We start from the raw sequence: 17,063 nt of genomic DNA, 5'->3' as shown, positions 1-17,063 counted from the left end.
AAGGGTGACATAATGGAAATAAAAAATAAAAATATTGCACTTTTTATTGATTTTGATAATTTTAATAATGAGCAACATTTTAAAATTTTAATTGAAGAATTAGAACAAATGGGAAATATATTATATAAAGGAGCTTTTTACAGTGATACAAAAGATAAAGAAGTAAAAGAAAAAGCTACAAATTATGGTATAACTGATTTTATTGTTGAACCTTCTTATTCTAAAGGTAAAAATACTGTTGATATAAGAATGGCATTAGATGTTCAAGACATGTTATTTTATAAAGAATATATTGATTGCTTTTGTTTAGCAACAAATGATTTAGATTTTGCTCCAATATTGAAACGATTAAAGCTGAAAAATAAAACTGTAATAGGAGCAGGTTTATCAGGTACAAATCAATTATACAAAAAAATTTGTGATAGATTTATAAGTGTAGATACAATTGAACAAGCAATTGGCAATGAAAATAACAAAAAATCACAAACTGTTAAAAATAAATCAAACTCTATTAATTTAAATGATAAAAAAGTTAAAGAATTAATAGAATTAGTAAATAATATAATGGATAATAATGATAAAGATGATCAAGGTTATATACAGTTTTCTGTAGTAATAGAAAATCTTTATAAAAAATTACCAGATTTTAATCCAAAAAACTATGGAGCTTCTAATAACAAAACAAGTATCTTTTTTAAAGATATTTTAAAAGAAGTATATTCAATGAAAATTGAATCAAAAACATATTTTATTAAATTAAAATAACTAACTTTAAGAATTAAAAATAGTAGAAAATTAAGGATAAAAAATAAATCCTATAAAAGGATTCAAGAAAATAGGTCTATTAATACCTATTTTTTGTTTATTATGAAGTAAGTAGGTTTTTATTTATATTCTTTTTATTTATTGTTATATTGCAAGGTTTTTTATGCTTTACTTGTATATTAAACTCCATAATTTGAGTTAATAGTTAATCCATTTTGTTTTTTATTTTTTGAATAATATTAATTTCTTTTTTAAAAAGAGAAATTACAAATTTTGCAGACATTTTATAGAAATATCTGATGCAATAATTTTCTTTGCAAATTAATTAATTATATTTTATTTTATAAATTTTAGACCAGGTTTTGCTAGATTTATCTTTTTTCCTTTAAATATTTTACATAAATCTTAATGCTAATTTTTTTCAACTTAGTTAAGTTCAGTAAAATTAGTCTTGCATTTTTTTTTTTTTTTTTATATATAATCAAAAATACCAATTTGAATTGCTTATTTGTTTTTTAAACTCTTTAAAAAAGGAGAAAAAACTAATGAAAAAATTGTTAAGTGTATTAGCAACTGTTGGAGTTATATCCTCATCAGTTACTGGCGTAGTTGCATGTGGAGCAAAAAAAGAAACTCCTAAAGTTGAAAAACCAGAAGAACCAAAACAAGATATTGCTCAAGTAGTTCAAAAATTTGAACAAGATGTAACAAAAATTTATAGTGAGCACATTAAAATTGAAGTTTTACAAAATCTTATTGGTTTACAAGAAACTGAGAAAAACTATTCTTTTATTAAAAAAGACAATATTTTAAAATTTTCTAATAAAGAAACTGAAATAACTGCAAAAAATAAAAATGAAATCAATAGTGATGAAAGTAAAATTTTAAAACTAGATTTATTGGCAGAAAAACTGAATGAATTAAAAAAAGTTAATGAATATAAAGTTATTTTAGATTCTGTTGATTCTGTTTATAATAATTTTCAAGTTATATTTGATAATAATTTTAAAATAAGATCTGGAGTAATAAATCAAGATGCTTATATTGGAAATTTTATTAATGATTACAAAATAACTGTTAATTATAAAGGCATTAATGATATAGAAAAATACGAGATTAAAGATACATTTAAATATACTTCCACTGAAAGTCAAGCTTTTAAATTATCTTCAGATAATTTAATTAAAAATGTTGAAAAAGATATTTTATTTTCAAATGAAATGAAAGAATTTTCAAATATAGAGTGACAACAAGTTAAAAAAGATAATGATCAATTATATATGGGATATTCAGATTTAATTACTAGATCAGAGTATGGAGATAACTTTTATAATAAAAGTGAAAATAAACTTAAAATAATTAATTTTATTAAAGAAAATTACTTTAAAAATTTTGAAAATCTAAAAATGGACTTTACTAAAGATAAAAGTTTAATTACTGATTCATCAAGTGAAATATCTTTAGCTATGTTATTTGAAAAAAAAGATGTAAATAAATTTACTACTTTTAATGATAATTCAAGTTCAGAAAAAATATTTAAGACTATTTTTAGAACAAATGCAGAAAGTAGCGAAAGTAAAAAAACACTAAAAGATTTATATTTTAATGATAAAAATATGACACAATGAAATACAGAGTTTTTATCTCTTAAAGATGAATACATAAAAAATAGAAAATTCACAAAAGAACAATTAGAAACAATTAATAAATCTAGTGCTTATATTAATGCAGACTTAATTAGCCAGGCTAATGTTAAAAATCTTTCAATTTTAATAGGTAGTGGAGAAAATGAATATAAACATGAGTTACCAAATTTTAATTTCTTATTTACATATAATGTTACATCAAACTTATCACAAAAAGTTGATTTAATTAACGATTATACTTTAAAAGAATTAATTGGTAATTTTCACAAAGTTTATGGTATTGATACAGAATATAAATATCCAGATTTTAATTCTGATGAGGATTACTTAATGAATATAGGTAATAAAGAAATAATAGAAAGTATAAAAAAAGGCGTGTATAAAAGTTTTGACAATGGAAATGTCTCACATATGTTCCATCGTTTTGTAAATGATCAAATAGAGAATTCAAAAGCTAAAAAAATATTTGAGTTATCTAAATTATGAAATACAATAGGAAGTATTTCTTATAATTATTATATATTTGATAACTCTATTGATAATTTGTTTAATTATAAATATTCATCTAATAATGGAATAAAAAATAATAAACTAGATTATAAATTAGAAAATGATGGATTAAACTTAAATCCAGCTGTTAGTGGAGAAAAAAATAGAGAGTCAGATTCTATTACATTTAAACTAGGATATTTAGCAGTTAACTTTAAGTATGAAAAATTATTTAAATTAAAAGATGGGCAAAAAACAAAAATATTTGTTAAATTTATTTAAGTATCGTTTAAATTTTTTAAATCTAATTTAACTATCAACTTATAAAGTTCAACGTTCCCCCCAAATTGGGAACGTTTTTTTTTTTTTTTTATCATTTTTTATTCATTCTAATTCTATCATTATTATAAAAGTCCAATCATGCTCATGCTATTTCCATACATTGATTAATGTTTTCAATATGACATGTTCTTATAGTTTCATCTTTTAAACGACCATGAAAACTTTCATGTTTACCATTATGATGAGGTGTTCCTGGTTTTGAATAGCTTCTAATAATTTGTAAATCATTACATAAACTTATGTAATCCAGAGAGGTATATTGATTTCCATTATCTGAATGTAATAATATTGAACCTAAATATTTTTTATTTTTATATGCCATTTCTACAGCTTCAAGAACAAAATCTGTTTTTTGATTATCAATTCTTTTAGATTTTCCTATTATTTCTCCAGTTAAATTATCTTGAACTGTGCAAATATAACCTTTTTTTGTTTTAACTGAAAATTCAGTTATATCACTAGTTCAAATATTTTCAAAACCAATTTCTTTTGCTTCTTTTAAATAATTCTTTCTAATAGTTTCGTTATATCTTTTAATCTCATGTTTAGATTGTTTCTTAATGTAATATGCAATATGATTAAATTTTTTAAATATACGTTCTAATTTTTTATGATTAATTCTGAAAGGGTCAATATAATTTAATTTAAAATATAGGGCTCATCTTTTAGCACTATAAGCACTAAGGAAATTATTCCTTTCAATTTCTGAAATAACTAAATTCATAATTCTTGTATCATCCAGGAAATTCATTAAAGTTTTATTTTTTTTATATGTTGATGTTCTATTAATATTTAAAATTTTACAAATCATTGTTCTATTGCTCTTGGTATTTATCAATAATTGTTGAACTATTTCTTTTTGGTTTTGGCCTTGGAGGCTCATTGCTTTTTTAAAATATCATTCTCCTTAATTAATTCCTTATTGTAATCAAATAGAATTCCTACAAACAGATCATTTGCCTTTTGAGATATACTGTAATCTATTTTATAAGGTAAACGAGTTTTTGAATCACCAATATCTGTATTTTTGTATTTGTTTATTATTGTTCCAATTGATCCTGTAGTTGAGTTAAATTTTAATGCTATTTCCTTTAGAGAATAACCATTCAAACTTAATTCAATAATTTTTTCTTTTTCTTCTTGAGTTCACTTTCTAAACTTTTGTCCTTTTTTTGCCATATACTTTATCCTTTTCTATTATTGTATAAAAATTGTTGCCTAAATGGGGGGAACATTCGTTAGTGGAATAAAGTCAATAAACTTGACTTTTTTTTTTTTTTTTATAATTAGCAATATCAATTTGAATTGTTTATTTGAATTTTATATAGCTCTTATAAAAGGAGGAGAAATGAAAAAATTATTAAGTATTTTGTCAGTATTTGCTATTACTTCATCAGCAACTGTAACAGTAGTTGCTTGTGGCACTAAAACAGAGTCGAAAAATGAAAATAAACCTGAAGAGCCTAAAAAAGATATTACTAAAATTGTTCAAGATTTTGAACAAGAAGTTAGCAAAATTTGATCACAACATTATGAAAAAGAAGTTGCAGCAAATTTAATTGGTGTTGAAAGTATGGAAGAAAGTAATGAATTTTTAAATAAATATAATATTCAAAAATTCTCTAAACCAGAAAATAAAGATAAGTTAACAAATGAAAATAAAAAACAATTAACAAATGATGTAGAAAAACTATTTAAAGTTAAGTTATTAGAAGAAAAGTTAAATGAACTTAAAAAAGTAAATAAATATAAAATAATTCTAGATGAAGTTGATTCAGTTTTTGAAAATGTTGAATTAGTTTTTAATGATAATTTTCAAATTAAATCAGGAGAAATAGTTTCTGGTAGTTACATAGGAAATGTAATCGTAGATTATAAAGTTGTTACAAAATATAAAGGACTTGCAGACGTTGAAAAATTTAAACAATCTGGAACATTAAAATATACTTCAACAGAAAGTGAATCATTTAAAAAAGTAGGAGATGTAATGTATAAAAATATTGCAAAAGATATGTTTATTTCAAAAGATACTGAAAAATATGTAAATTTAAAATGAAATAATATTAAGGAAAATAAAAATGATTCAGATGCATATGTTGGTTCAAATTCTCAATTAAAAAAATACTATAATGAAAATAATGAATTTCATGAAGTTTTATTAAAAACTATTAATGATAAATATTTTAAACAAGAGTTTTCTTCAATGGAAATTAGTTATGACAAAAAAAGTATTTATAAAACAGATGATTTTGCAATACAAAATAAAGACTACTTAGTTATCAATAATTTAAATCAAAGTGACAATGATATTATAGGTTTTGACATGAGAAATGCTGAACAGTACAAAAAATTTCAAAAAATAATTGCTCAAGATGAACAAGAAAGTAAAAGTTTCTTAGTAGATCAATTTAATTATTCAAATTGATCTAAAATTAGAAGTAATTATAAAATTGCTCAAGATACTTTTTTAAATAATTTTTTAAATAAAAATGAAATATCTGAATATCAAAAAACTGATAATTATAAACTTGCAATTGCAATGGGATATATTGATTTTATTGGACCAAGTATTAAAATTGGAAAGGAAGAGTCAAGTTATAATCATCAAATGCCTGACTTTAAATTAGCTATTTCTTATTCAATGAATGGTATAACTGATCAAAATTATAAATCTATTATAGATTTCTCATTAAAATTATTTAATGTTTATCAAAATACTTATGAAATTAATTTGAAAAATATACGTTATTCAGCTACTTCAGTTTATTTTAAAAAAACCAAAATATGACAGGAAAAAGAGATAAAAGGAGCCAATAACTTGAAAATAAATAGTGCTTTAACTGACTTTAAAGATATTTATTATGCTAATTTAAAAGAGTCTTTAGATAAAAAAAGTTTAAATAATAATATGTTTAAAGAAAAATATATACATTTTTCAATTAAAAATGTTGATGTAAATTTAGTTAATAATCAAGTTTGAATTAATAATAGAAATAATGAAAGTTTTTTTAGAGTTAATATAGATGATGAAAGTTCTTCAAATTTTCTAAAAACTCCATTTCAAAATTTTGATTATATGACATTAAATTTATTTGGAATTATTAAAATAAAACTAAAGTTTGATAGAAGTTATATTGTAAATGAATGAAGTATTATATTCTAATAAATATAAAAATATAGATTTCAAATTATATTTATTTAATTTGTATATTATTTATTTATAAGAACTTTAATTGGGACTTGCATTTATTGTGAAAATAAAAATATATACAAAGTTATTAAAAATAAGTTGGAGCAGTAAAATATAAAAATTTAGTTAAACTAATTTTTGAAGTGAGTAGGCACTTTGCCTATTTTTTTTATTTATTAAAATGATATGTTAAGTGAGTAGAATAAAGTCAAAAATTTGACTTTTTTTTTTTTTTTTATAATTAGCAATATCAATTTGAATTGTTTATTTGTTTTTTAAAGTTTATTAAAAGGAGGAAAAATGAAAAAGTCATTAAGTATGTTGGCAGTATTTGGTATTATTTCATCAACTACTGTTACAGTTGTTGCTTGTGGTACTAAAACAGAAAATAAAAACTCAGAAAATAAGCCTGAGCAACCTAAAGAAGATTTAAACCAAATTATAAAGGACTATCAAGATGAAGTAACAAATATTTATATAGATCATATTAAAAAGGAAGTTATGCAAAATCTTATTGGAGTACAAGAGAGTGAAAAAAAACATTTATTTATTAAAAAAGATAAAATAAAAGATTTCACAAATAAAGAAAAAGAGTTAACTTTAAAAGATAAAAAAGATATTGAAAATGATGAAAACCTAATTTTAAATTCTACATTGCTTGCTCAAAAATTAAATGAATTGAAAAAAGTAAATAAATACAAAGTTATTTTAGATGATATTGATTCTATTTTTGATGGAGTAGAAATTATCTATAATGATAATCTTAAAATAAAATCAGGAGAGTTATCTCAAGGAGTTTATATTGGAAACTTTATAAATGAATATAAAATAAATATTAGGTATAAAGGTAAAAACTCTATAGAAAAATTTGAAATTAAAGATATATTAAAATATACTTCAACAGATAGTGAAGCATTTAAATTAGCAGCAGATAATCTAGCAAAAAATATGGAAAAAGATTTTTTAGTTTCAAGTGAAATGAAAAAATATTCTAATTTTGAATGAAATAACATAAAAGGAAATAAACAAAGTTATGAAGGCTATGGTGAATTCTCAAATGAGATAAAAAATTATATAAATTTAAATGATGAGTATAAAAATAGTTTAATTAGCTTTATTAAACAAAATTATTTTGAAAGTTTTCAAAATCTTAACTTAGAATTTAATAAAAACAACATTTTTATGGATTCAAGTTTTAAAAATAATTTATTAAATGTATTTGAAAGTAAAAGTGCAAAGTCTTTTGAGGATTATACAAAGTCAGATCAAAACTCTGAGAAAATTTTTAAAACTATTTTTAGAAATGATCCAAATAGTGAATCAACTAAACAAATTTTAAAAGAACTTTATTTTACAAATAATAATATGGATAAATGAAATAAAGAACTAATTACTTTAAAAAGTAATTATCTTAAAAATTTGAAATTAACAGATCAACAAACTAATTTAATTGAAAAATCTAATGAATATATTAGTGCAGATTCAATAGGAAATTTTAAATTGAAAGGGGCAACTATTACAATAGGTTCTGGAATTAATAAATATATTCATGAATTGCCTGATTTCAATTTATCTGTAACATATAATGCTTCTTCAAAAGTTGAAGAAAAAGTTGACTTTTTAAGTGAGTTTACTTCAAAAGTAATAATAAAAGGTATGCATAATTTTTATGGAATAGATTCAAATTTTAAATATCCAGAGTTTAATTCTGATCAAGATTATTTAATGAATATTGGAAATAAAGAAATAATTTCAAATATAAAGAAAAAATTTAGTAATGAATATCAATTAAAATTTCCAGGAACTTTTAGTCAAGTTTTTTGAAATATTTGAAGTAGTGTAAGTTATCAAAAATCTAAGGAATTTATTAGTAATTTAAATATTTTTAATATGTTGTCAACTAATGCATTAGGTTTTGTGCATTTTATTTTTGAAAACCATTCAAAATTTCTAAAGGATTTTTCATCTTCAAGTAATGGAACTTATTATAATAATAAAGTTGACCCTACTATAAACGAAAATGATATATCTCTTATTCCTACAAAAGGTGGAAGCAAAAGTAATAGCCCTGATTTAATTACATTTAAATTGGGTTACTTAGCAGTTAACTTTAAGTATGAAAAATTATTTAATTTATCTGAAAGTCAAAAATCAAAAATATTTATTAAATTTGTATAGTTTAAAGATAATTTTATTAAAGAAAAGTCAAAAATTTGACTTTTTTTTTTTTTTTTATAATCATTGGTATCAATTTGAATTGTTTATTTGTATTTTAATAGCTCTTACAAAAGGAGGAAAAATGAAAAAGTTATTAAGTATGTTGGCAGTATTTGGTATTACTTCATCAGCAACTGTTACAGTTGTTGCTTGTGGTACTAAAACAGAAAATAAAAACTCAGAAAATAAGCCTGAGCAACCAAAAGATGATTTAAATAAAATTATAAAAGACTTTCAAAATGAAGCAACAAATATTTATATAAATCATATTAAAAATGAAGTTATGCAAAATCTTATTGGAATACAAGAAAGTGAAAAAAAGCATTTATTTATTAAAAAAGATAAAATAACAGCTTTTTCAAATAAAGAAAAAGAATTAACTTTAAAAGATAAAAAAGATATTGAATATGATGAGAATTTAATTTTAAACTCTACTTTACTTGCTCAAAAATTAAATGAGTTAAAAAAGGTGAATAAATATAAAGTTATTTTAGATGATATTGATTCTATTTTTGATGGAGTAGAAATTATCTATAATGATAATCTTAAAATAAAATCAGGAGAATTATCTCAAGGAGTTTATATTGGAAACTTTATAAATGAATATAAAGTAAATATTAAATATAAGGGGAAAAACTCTAAAGAGAAATTTGAAATAAAAGATATATTAAAATATACTTCAACAGATAGTGAAACATTTAAACTAGTAGGAGATAATTTAGTAAAAAATATTGAAAAAGATTTTTTAGTTTCAAATGAAATGAGAAAATATTCTAATTTTGAATGAAATAACATAAAAGAAAATAAACAAACTTATGAAGGATTTGGTGACTTTTCTGATGAGATAAAAAAATACATAAATTCAAATGATGAGTATAAAAAAAATTTAATTGATTTTATTAAGCAAAAGTACTTTACAAGTTTTCAAAATCTAAATTTAGAGTTTAGCAATAACAATATTTACTTAGATTCAAGGTTTAAAACTAATTTATTTAATGTTTTTGAAAATAAAACTACTAAATCATTTGAAAACTATACAAGTTCAGAAGCTAACTCTGAGAAAATATTTAAAGCTGTTTATAGAAATGATCCAAATAGTAAAACAAATATAGATTCTTTAAAAGAAATATATTTTACAAAAACTAACATGGAAAAATGAGATAAGGAGTTATTAGATTTAAAAAATAATTATCTTAAAGATATAAAAATGTCTCAAGAACAAATTAATACAGTTCAAAAAACAAATGAGTTTAATAATGCAAGTTCAATTGGAAATGTTAAAATTAAAGGAATAAATATTATTATTGGAACTGGAGAAAATAAATATAATCATGAGTTACCTGATTTTAATTTATCTTTAACATATAATGTTTCTAATAATGAAGCAGATAAAATAAACAATTTAAGTGAATTTACATCAAAAATTCAAATAAAAGGGTTACATGATTTTTATGGAATTGATTCAAATTTCAAATATCCTGAATTTAATTCTAATGAGGATTATTTAATGAGTATTGGAAACAAAGAAATAATTCGACAAATAAAAGAAAATCTTAAAAATATTAATTATCCTTATAATGGATATTTGGATCCTTTAATTTGAGGTATTTTATTTTATATTAATTCACAAGATAAAATTAATTTTTTTAGAAATTTAAAAATTAGTTCAATGGCAAATCAAGATGTATATAGAACATATTTATTTGGCCTAAATTATTCAGAAAACTTATTAGATATTGAAAACGGAAAAAATGGAAATGCTCGCATAAATAATAAAATTGAATTTGTTTTAAAAGATAATGATATTTCTTTTATTCCTGCAAAAGCTGGAGCAAAAGATAAAAATCCTGATTCTATTAGTTTAAAAATAGGTTATTTAGCAGTTAATTTAAAGTATGAAAAACTATTTAAGCTATTAGAAAGTCAAGAGTCAAAAGTTTTTATTAAGTTTATTTAGTTAAAAAAATAAAGCATTTAGAGTGAGTAGGCTTTTTTAGCCTATTTTTTTATTTATATAGTTGTTGTCACACAAAAGACATCTTTATTTTTTATTCTATATTTTAAAAAAACTATTTTAAGATTTTCTTGAGTTATATCCTTTATTTTATTTGATATTATCAGTTATATAATGCTTAAGTGATTCATATTTATTAGTATGAATTTTTTTTTAAGTAAAGAATAATAACTTTCAATAATAATGTTATTTGCACATGTTTTTTGTTCTCATTGATGTAATTAAATTGTTTGAATAACAAATAATTTTTTTAGACTTTGCTTGTGTATTGAACTCATAATCTAAGTGAATAATTATTTCTCTCAGGTTTTTTATTTTTTAAATAATATTAATTGTTCTTTTTAAAGTAGAAATTCAAATTTTGTAAGCATTCTAAAAGAGATATCTGATGTAATATTTTTTTTGGTAATCCATTAATTATTGTTGATTTATAAGCTTTTGTTACATCATTTTCATTTACATAAAGTATTATATTTACTTTAAACTCTTCTTTGTGTTTAGTAAATTTTTGACCAAGTTTTGCCATTTTTATCTTCTTTCTTTTAAATATTTTAGATAAATTTCAATACCTACTTTTTTAACTTAGTCTAGTCTACAATTAAGTTTAGTAAAATTAGTCTTGCATTTTTTTTTTTTTTTTATATAATTAAAAATACCAATTTGAATTACTTATTTGTTTTTAAACTCTTTAAAAAAGGAGGAAAAACATGAAAAGATTATTAAGTTTCTTAACAGCATTTTGTTTTATTTCTTCATCAACTATTGGCGTAGCTGCATGTAGTATAAAATCAAAAAATAATTCTGAAAACTCAAAAAAAGATATTACTCAAATAGTTCAAGATTTTGAACAAGATGTTACAAAAATTTGATCACAACATTATGAAAAAGAAGTTAGAAATAATTTAATTGCTCTTGAAAGTATGGAAGAAAAAAATGAATTTTTGAACAAATATAATATTCAAAAATTTTCAAAACCAGAAAATAAAGATAAATTAACAAGTCAAAATAAACAACAGTTGACAAATGATGTTGAAAAACTGTTTAAATCAAAGTTGTTAGAAGAAAAACTAAGTGATCTTAAAAAAGTAAGTAAATATAAAGTAATTCTTGATGAAATTGATTCAGTTTTTGAACATGTTGAGTTAATTTTTAATGATAATTTTCAAATTAATTCTGGTGAAATTATTCCAGGAGTTTATATAGGAAATGTAATTATTGATTATAAAATTATTACTAAATATAAAGGACTTAATAATATAGAAAAATTTATACAGTCAGGAACATTGAAATATACATCAACAGATAATGATACTTTTAAAGAAGTTGGAGAAGTAATGTATAAAAATATTGCAAAAGATATGTTTACTTCACAAGAAACTAAAGATTCTGTTATCTTAAAATGAAATAATGTTAAACAAAAAAGTTCCAATGATCTTGATGGATATATAGACTCAAATACTGATTTAAAATTATATTTTGATGGTAATAAAGATTTTCATCAACTTTTATTAAATACAATTAAAAAATATTTTAATTCAAAATTTCCTTCATTAGAAATTAGATATGATAAAAAAAATATTTATAAGACTTCTGACTTTGTAAAAGAAAACAAAGATTATTTAATTATAAATAATATTGCTGAAAATAAAGAGAGTGAAGAAAGTTTCAATTTAACAATTGAAAAAGATAAAAAAGAGATCTCCAAAATTCTTCAAGGTGATGAAGAAAGTATAAAGTTTTTTTTATTAGATAAATATTATTCAAATAGAAATATCTCTAAAATAAGAGATGCATATTTAAAAACTCAAAATGAATTTTTAACAAAATTTTTAAATAAAAATGAAATATCTGAGTATCAAAAAAGTGATAGTTACAAATTAGCAATAGCTATAGGTTACATAGAGTTTATTGGACCAAGCATTAAGATTGGAAAAGAAGATTCTTTTTATAATCATCAAATGCCTGATTTTAAATTAATAGTTACTTACTCTATTAATGGTAACAATGAACAAATTCAACAACCTTTTAGTGAATTTGGAATGAGATTATTTGATATATACAAACAAGTTTATAAACCTAATGCAAATGTTGCTGAAAAAGAAGAGAGATATGGTTATAGTTATGTTTTTGGTTTATATTTTGATAATTATCTATTTTCAAAGGAACAATTTGCTACTTTTCAACCTAAAACTAACTCAGATATTAATGAATATTTAAAAAAATTTGACAGTGTTTATTATACAAGAATGAAAGAATTATTAAGCAAAACAAAAGGTTTTGAGAATATATTTAAAAATAAAGATATCATTTTTACAATAAAAGCAACAAATGAAAATTTATCTTATGAACAACAAAGAGGTTTAGCGTTTCTAAGTAGAGATGATAATAATGCTTATTTAATTTTATCAAAGTGAACTAGTAATACGGGGGATAAAATTTTTAAAGAATTAGAATATATTGAAATAAATTTATTTGGACTTATTAAAATAAAAGTATATTTTGATAAAAATGTAACTTACTCTAAAGGACGTTTTATATTATTTTAAAATTATTAGTATTTTATATTTTTATGTTAAATGAAGTGAATAGGCTTTTTAGCCTATTTTTTATTTATCTAGTTATTGTTCGATAAAAGACATCTTTATTTTCTTATTCTCTATTAAAAAAACTATTTTAAAATTTTCTTGAGTCATATCATTAGTTATATAATGTTTAAGTGATTTATATTTGTTATTATGAATTGTTCCTTTATAAGTAAAAAGTGACAACTTTCAATAATCATTTTATTTACGCATGCTTGTTTCTCATTTCCATTGATATAATTAAATAGTTCGGGTTACAAACAGTTTTTCAAGTTTAACTTGTCTATTGAAATCCATAATCTGAGTTAAATAGTTATTCAACTCAGATTTTTTATTTTTTAAATAATATTAATTGCTCTATTTAAAGTAGCAATTACAAATCTTGCAGATATTCTATAAGAAATATATTAAGCAATAATTTCTTGAGGTGACAACGTTCCCCCCAAATTGGGAACGTTTTTTTTTTTTTTTTTATCATTTTTTATTCATTCTAATTCTATCATTATTATAAAAGTCCAATCATGCTCATGCTATTTCCATACATTGATTAATGTTTTCAATATGACATGTTCTTATAGTTTCATCTTTTAAACGACCATGAAAACTTTCATGTTTACCATTATGATGAGGTGTTCCTGGTTTTGAATAGCTTCTAATAATTTGTAAATCATTACATAAACTTATGTAATCCAGAGAGGTATATTGATTTCCATTATCTGAATGTAATAATATTGAACCTAAATATTTTTTATTTTTATATGCCATTTCTACAGCTTCAAGAACAAAATCTGTTTTTTGATTATCAATTCTTTTAGATTTTCCTATTATTTCTCCAGTTAAATTATCTTGAACTGTGCAAATATAACCTTTTTTTGTTTTAACTGAAAATTCAGTTATATCACTAGTTCAAATATTTTCAAAACCAATTTCTTTTGCTTCTTTTAAATAATTCTTTCTAATAGTTTCGTTATATCTTTTAATCTCATGTTTAGATTGTTTCTTAATGTAATATGCAATATGATTAAATTTTTTAAATATACGTTCTAATTTTTTATGATTAATTCTGAAAGGGTCAATATAATTTAATTTAAAATATAGGGCTCATCTTTTAGCACTATAAGCACTAAGGAAATTATTCCTTTCAATTTCTGAAATAACTAAATTCATAATTCTTGTATCATCCAGGAAATTCATTAAAGTTTTATTTTTTTTATATGTTGATGTTCTATTAATATTTAAAATTTTACAAATCATTGTTCTATTGCTCTTGGTATTTATCAATAATTGTTGAACTATTTCTTTTTGGTTTTGGCCTTGGAGGCTCATTGCTTTTTTAAAATATCATTCTCCTTAATTAATTCCTTATTGTAATCAAATAGAATTCCTACAAACAGATCATTTGCCTTTTGAGATATACTGTAATCTATTTTATAAGGTAAACGAGTTTTTGAATCACCAATATCTGTATTTTTGTATTTGTTTATTATTGTTCCAATTGATCCTGTAGTTGAGTTAAATTTTAATGCTATTTCCTTTAGAGAATAACCATTCAAACTTAATTCAATAATTTTTTCTTTTTCTTCTTGAGTTCACTTTCTAAACTTTTGTCCTTTTTTTGCCATATACTTTATCCTTTTCTATTATTGTATAAAAATTGTTGCCTAAATGGGGGGAACATTCTGAGTAGAATAAAGTCAATAAACTTGACTTTTTTTTTTTTTTTTATAATTATTGATATCAATTTGAATTGTTTATTTGTATTTTAATAGTTCTTTAAAAAGGAGGAAAAATGAAAAAGTTATTAAGTATGTTGGCAGTATTTGGTATTACTTCATCAGCAACTGTGACAGTGGTTGCATGTGGTACAAAATCAGAAAATAAAAACCCTGAAAATAAACCTGAGCAACCAAAAGAAGATTTAAATAAAATTATAAAAGACTTTAAAGATGAAGCAACAAATATTTATATAGATCATATTAAAAATGAGGTTATGCAAAATTTGATTGGAATACAAGAAAGTGAAAAAAAACATTTATTTATTAAAAAAGATAAAATAACAGCTTTTTCAAATAAAGAAAAAGAGTTAACTTTAAAAGATAAAAAAGATATTGAATATGATGAGAACTTAATTTTAAATTCTACTTTGCTTGCACAAAAATTAAATGAATTAAAAAAGGTGAATAAATATAAAGTTATTTTAGATGATATTGATTTTATTTTTGATGGAGTAGAAATTATCTATAATGATAATCTTAAAATAAAATCAGGAGAATTATCTCAAGGAGTTTATATTGGAAATTTTATAAATGAGTATAAAGTAAATATTAAATATAAGGGAAAAAACTCTATAGAAAAATTTGAAATAAAAGATATATTAAAATATACTTCAACAGATGATGCAACATTTAAACTAGTAGGAGATAATTTAGTAAAAAATACTGAAAAAGATTTTTTAGTTTCAAATGAAATGAGAAAATATTCTAATTTTGAATGAAACAACATAAAAGGAAATAAACAAACTTATGAAGGTTTTGGGGATTTTTCTGATGAAATAAAAAAATATATAAATTCAAATGATGAGTATAAAAAAAATTTAATTGATTTTATTAAGCAAAAGTACTTTACAAGTTTTCAAAATCTAAATTTAGAGTTTAGCAATAGCAATATTTACTTAGATTCAAAGTTTAAAACCAATTTACTTAATGTTTTTGAAAATAAAAGTTCTAACTCATTTGAAAATTATATAAGTTCAGAAGCTAGTTCTGAAAAAATATTTAAAGCTATTTTTAGAAATGATCCAAATAGTAAAATAAATATAGATTCTTTAAAAGAATTATATTTTACAAAAACAAATATTCAAAAGTGAAATAAGGAGTTATTAGATTTAAAAAATAATTATCTTAAAGATATAAAAATGTCTCAAGATCAAATTACTACAGTTCAAAAAACAAATGAGTTTAATAATGCAAGTTCAATTGGAAATGTCAAAATTAAAGGAGTAAATATTATTATTGGAACTGGAGAAAATAAATATAATCATGAGTTACCTGATTTTAATTTATCAATAACTTACAATGCTTCAAATAATGATTCACAAATGATTGATTATTTAAGCGAGTTTACATCTAAAGAAATAATAAAAGAGTTTCATAATTTTTATGGAATTGATTCAAATTTTAAATATCCTGAATTTAATTCTAATGAAGATTATTTAATGAATATTGGAGATAAAAACTTAATTTCTAATATGAAAAAATATTACAAAAATAATCCAGGTGATTTGGGAGAAGGTTATTTAGCAACAGTATTTTGAACGATTATATATGCAAATACTTCACAAATACATAGTATTCTTTTAAAGAATATAAAAACTTCAACTTTATCTGATAAACCAGTTTATGAATCATTTTTTATCAATATTAATGACTCTAATAATTTATTTGATTATGCCTCAAGTAGAGTTTGAGGAAATAGAAATAATAAAATAACAGCTTCATTAAATGATGATATATTTGTATTTACATCAGCAAAGGGTGGAGCAAAAGATAAAAATCCTGATTCAATTACATTTAAATTGGGTTATTTAGCAGTTAATTTTAAATACGAAAAATTATTTAAATTATCTGAAAATCAAGATTCAAAAGCATTTGTTAAGTTTAAATACTAATAAAAAATATTTAATAAAGTGAGATGGAATGAGTAGACATTTAGGTCAACTTTTTTGAAGAAAAGTCAATAAACTTGACTTTTTTTTTTTTTTTTATAATTATCTATATCAATTTGAATTGTTTTATTTGTATTTTAATAGCTCTTTAAAA

Annotated in this window: 12 protein-coding genes; 7 read left to right on the top strand and 5 right to left on the bottom strand. The window is 21.3% G+C overall.

All coding sequences use genetic code 4. The annotated features are described in order from the left end of the window. Nucleotides 1-12 precede the first annotated feature (12 nt). Both SFLOR_RS03655 and SFLOR_RS03650 read left to right on the top strand, forming a co-directional pair. Complete coding sequence (locus tag SFLOR_RS03655; protein ID WP_100916732.1) at nt 13-765, top strand: NYN domain-containing protein; 753 nt, start codon at nt 13-15, stop codon at nt 763-765. A 545-nt stretch (nt 766-1,310) separates the two neighbouring features. After that, complete coding sequence (locus SFLOR_RS03650; RefSeq protein WP_100916731.1) at nt 1,311-3,182, top strand: lipoprotein; 1,872 nt, start codon at nt 1,311-1,313, stop codon at nt 3,180-3,182. An 88-nt stretch (nt 3,183-3,270) separates the two neighbouring features. Here the strand turns inward: SFLOR_RS03650 and SFLOR_RS03645 are convergent, their stop codons facing one another. Further along, entirely contained in the window at nt 3,271-4,125 is an 855-nt protein-coding gene (locus SFLOR_RS03645) for a DDE-type integrase/transposase/recombinase (RefSeq protein ID WP_100916333.1), read from the bottom strand. After that, nucleotides 4,092-4,421, bottom strand: coding sequence for a hypothetical protein (locus SFLOR_RS03640; protein ID WP_100916301.1), 330 nt, complete (start codon nt 4,419-4,421; stop codon nt 4,092-4,094). The genes SFLOR_RS03645 and SFLOR_RS03640 overlap by 34 nt, the downstream gene beginning before the upstream one ends. A gap of 169 nt (nt 4,422-4,590) precedes the next feature. On the opposite strand from SFLOR_RS03640, the gene SFLOR_RS03635 reads away from it, so the two are divergent. From SFLOR_RS03635 to SFLOR_RS03625, 3 genes are all read left to right on the top strand, one after another. Then, nucleotides 4,591-6,405, top strand: a complete 1,815-nt coding sequence (locus tag SFLOR_RS03635; RefSeq protein ID WP_100916730.1) for a lipoprotein — start codon at nt 4,591-4,593, stop codon at nt 6,403-6,405. A 327-nt stretch (nt 6,406-6,732) separates the two neighbouring features. Next, nucleotides 6,733-8,610 carry a hypothetical protein gene (locus SFLOR_RS03630; protein WP_100916729.1) on the top strand — a complete coding sequence of 626 codons (1,878 nt, stop codon included), beginning with the start codon at nt 6,733-6,735 and terminating at the stop codon, nt 8,608-8,610. 121 nt (nt 8,611-8,731) lie between these two features. Then, complete coding sequence (locus tag SFLOR_RS03625; protein ID WP_157806947.1) at nt 8,732-10,606, top strand: lipoprotein; 1,875 nt, start codon at nt 8,732-8,734, stop codon at nt 10,604-10,606. 385 nt (nt 10,607-10,991) lie between these two features. Here SFLOR_RS03625 and SFLOR_RS03620 read toward each other — a convergent pair whose 3' ends face one another. Further along, nucleotides 10,992-11,189, bottom strand: coding sequence for a hypothetical protein (locus SFLOR_RS03620; RefSeq protein ID WP_100916727.1), 198 nt, complete (start codon nt 11,187-11,189; stop codon nt 10,992-10,994). A 181-nt stretch (nt 11,190-11,370) separates the two neighbouring features. Between SFLOR_RS03620 and SFLOR_RS03615 the strand changes: the two genes are divergently transcribed. Then, on the top strand, nt 11,371-13,209 hold the full coding sequence (locus tag SFLOR_RS03615) for a hypothetical protein (RefSeq protein WP_100916726.1): 1,839 nt from the start codon (nt 11,371-11,373) through the stop codon (nt 13,207-13,209). A 507-nt stretch (nt 13,210-13,716) separates the two neighbouring features. Here SFLOR_RS03615 and SFLOR_RS03610 read toward each other — a convergent pair. Further along, nucleotides 13,717-14,571, bottom strand: a complete 855-nt coding sequence (locus SFLOR_RS03610) for a DDE-type integrase/transposase/recombinase (RefSeq protein ID WP_100916333.1) — start codon at nt 14,569-14,571, stop codon at nt 13,717-13,719. Then, nucleotides 14,538-14,867, bottom strand: a complete 330-nt coding sequence (locus SFLOR_RS03605) for a hypothetical protein (protein WP_100916301.1) — start codon at nt 14,865-14,867, stop codon at nt 14,538-14,540. Before SFLOR_RS03605 ends, SFLOR_RS03610 begins: the two co-directional genes overlap by 34 nt. A gap of 167 nt (nt 14,868-15,034) precedes the next feature. Here SFLOR_RS03605 and SFLOR_RS03600 point away from each other — a divergent pair, with 167 nt between their 5' ends. Continuing rightward, nucleotides 15,035-16,912: a lipoprotein gene (locus SFLOR_RS03600; RefSeq protein WP_100916725.1), complete on the top strand. Its 1,878-nt coding sequence runs from the start codon at nt 15,035-15,037 to the stop codon at nt 16,910-16,912. Nucleotides 16,913-17,063: the final 151 nt, after the last annotated feature.

The sequence above is a fragment of the Spiroplasma floricola 23-6 genome (assembly GCF_002813555.1).
GTDB classification, from domain to species: Bacteria; Bacillota_I; Bacilli_A; order Mycoplasmatales; family Mycoplasmataceae; genus Spiroplasma_A; species Spiroplasma_A floricola.
Note: the sequence above shows the minus strand (reverse complement) of the source record. Positions and strands in the feature narration are given on the sequence as shown.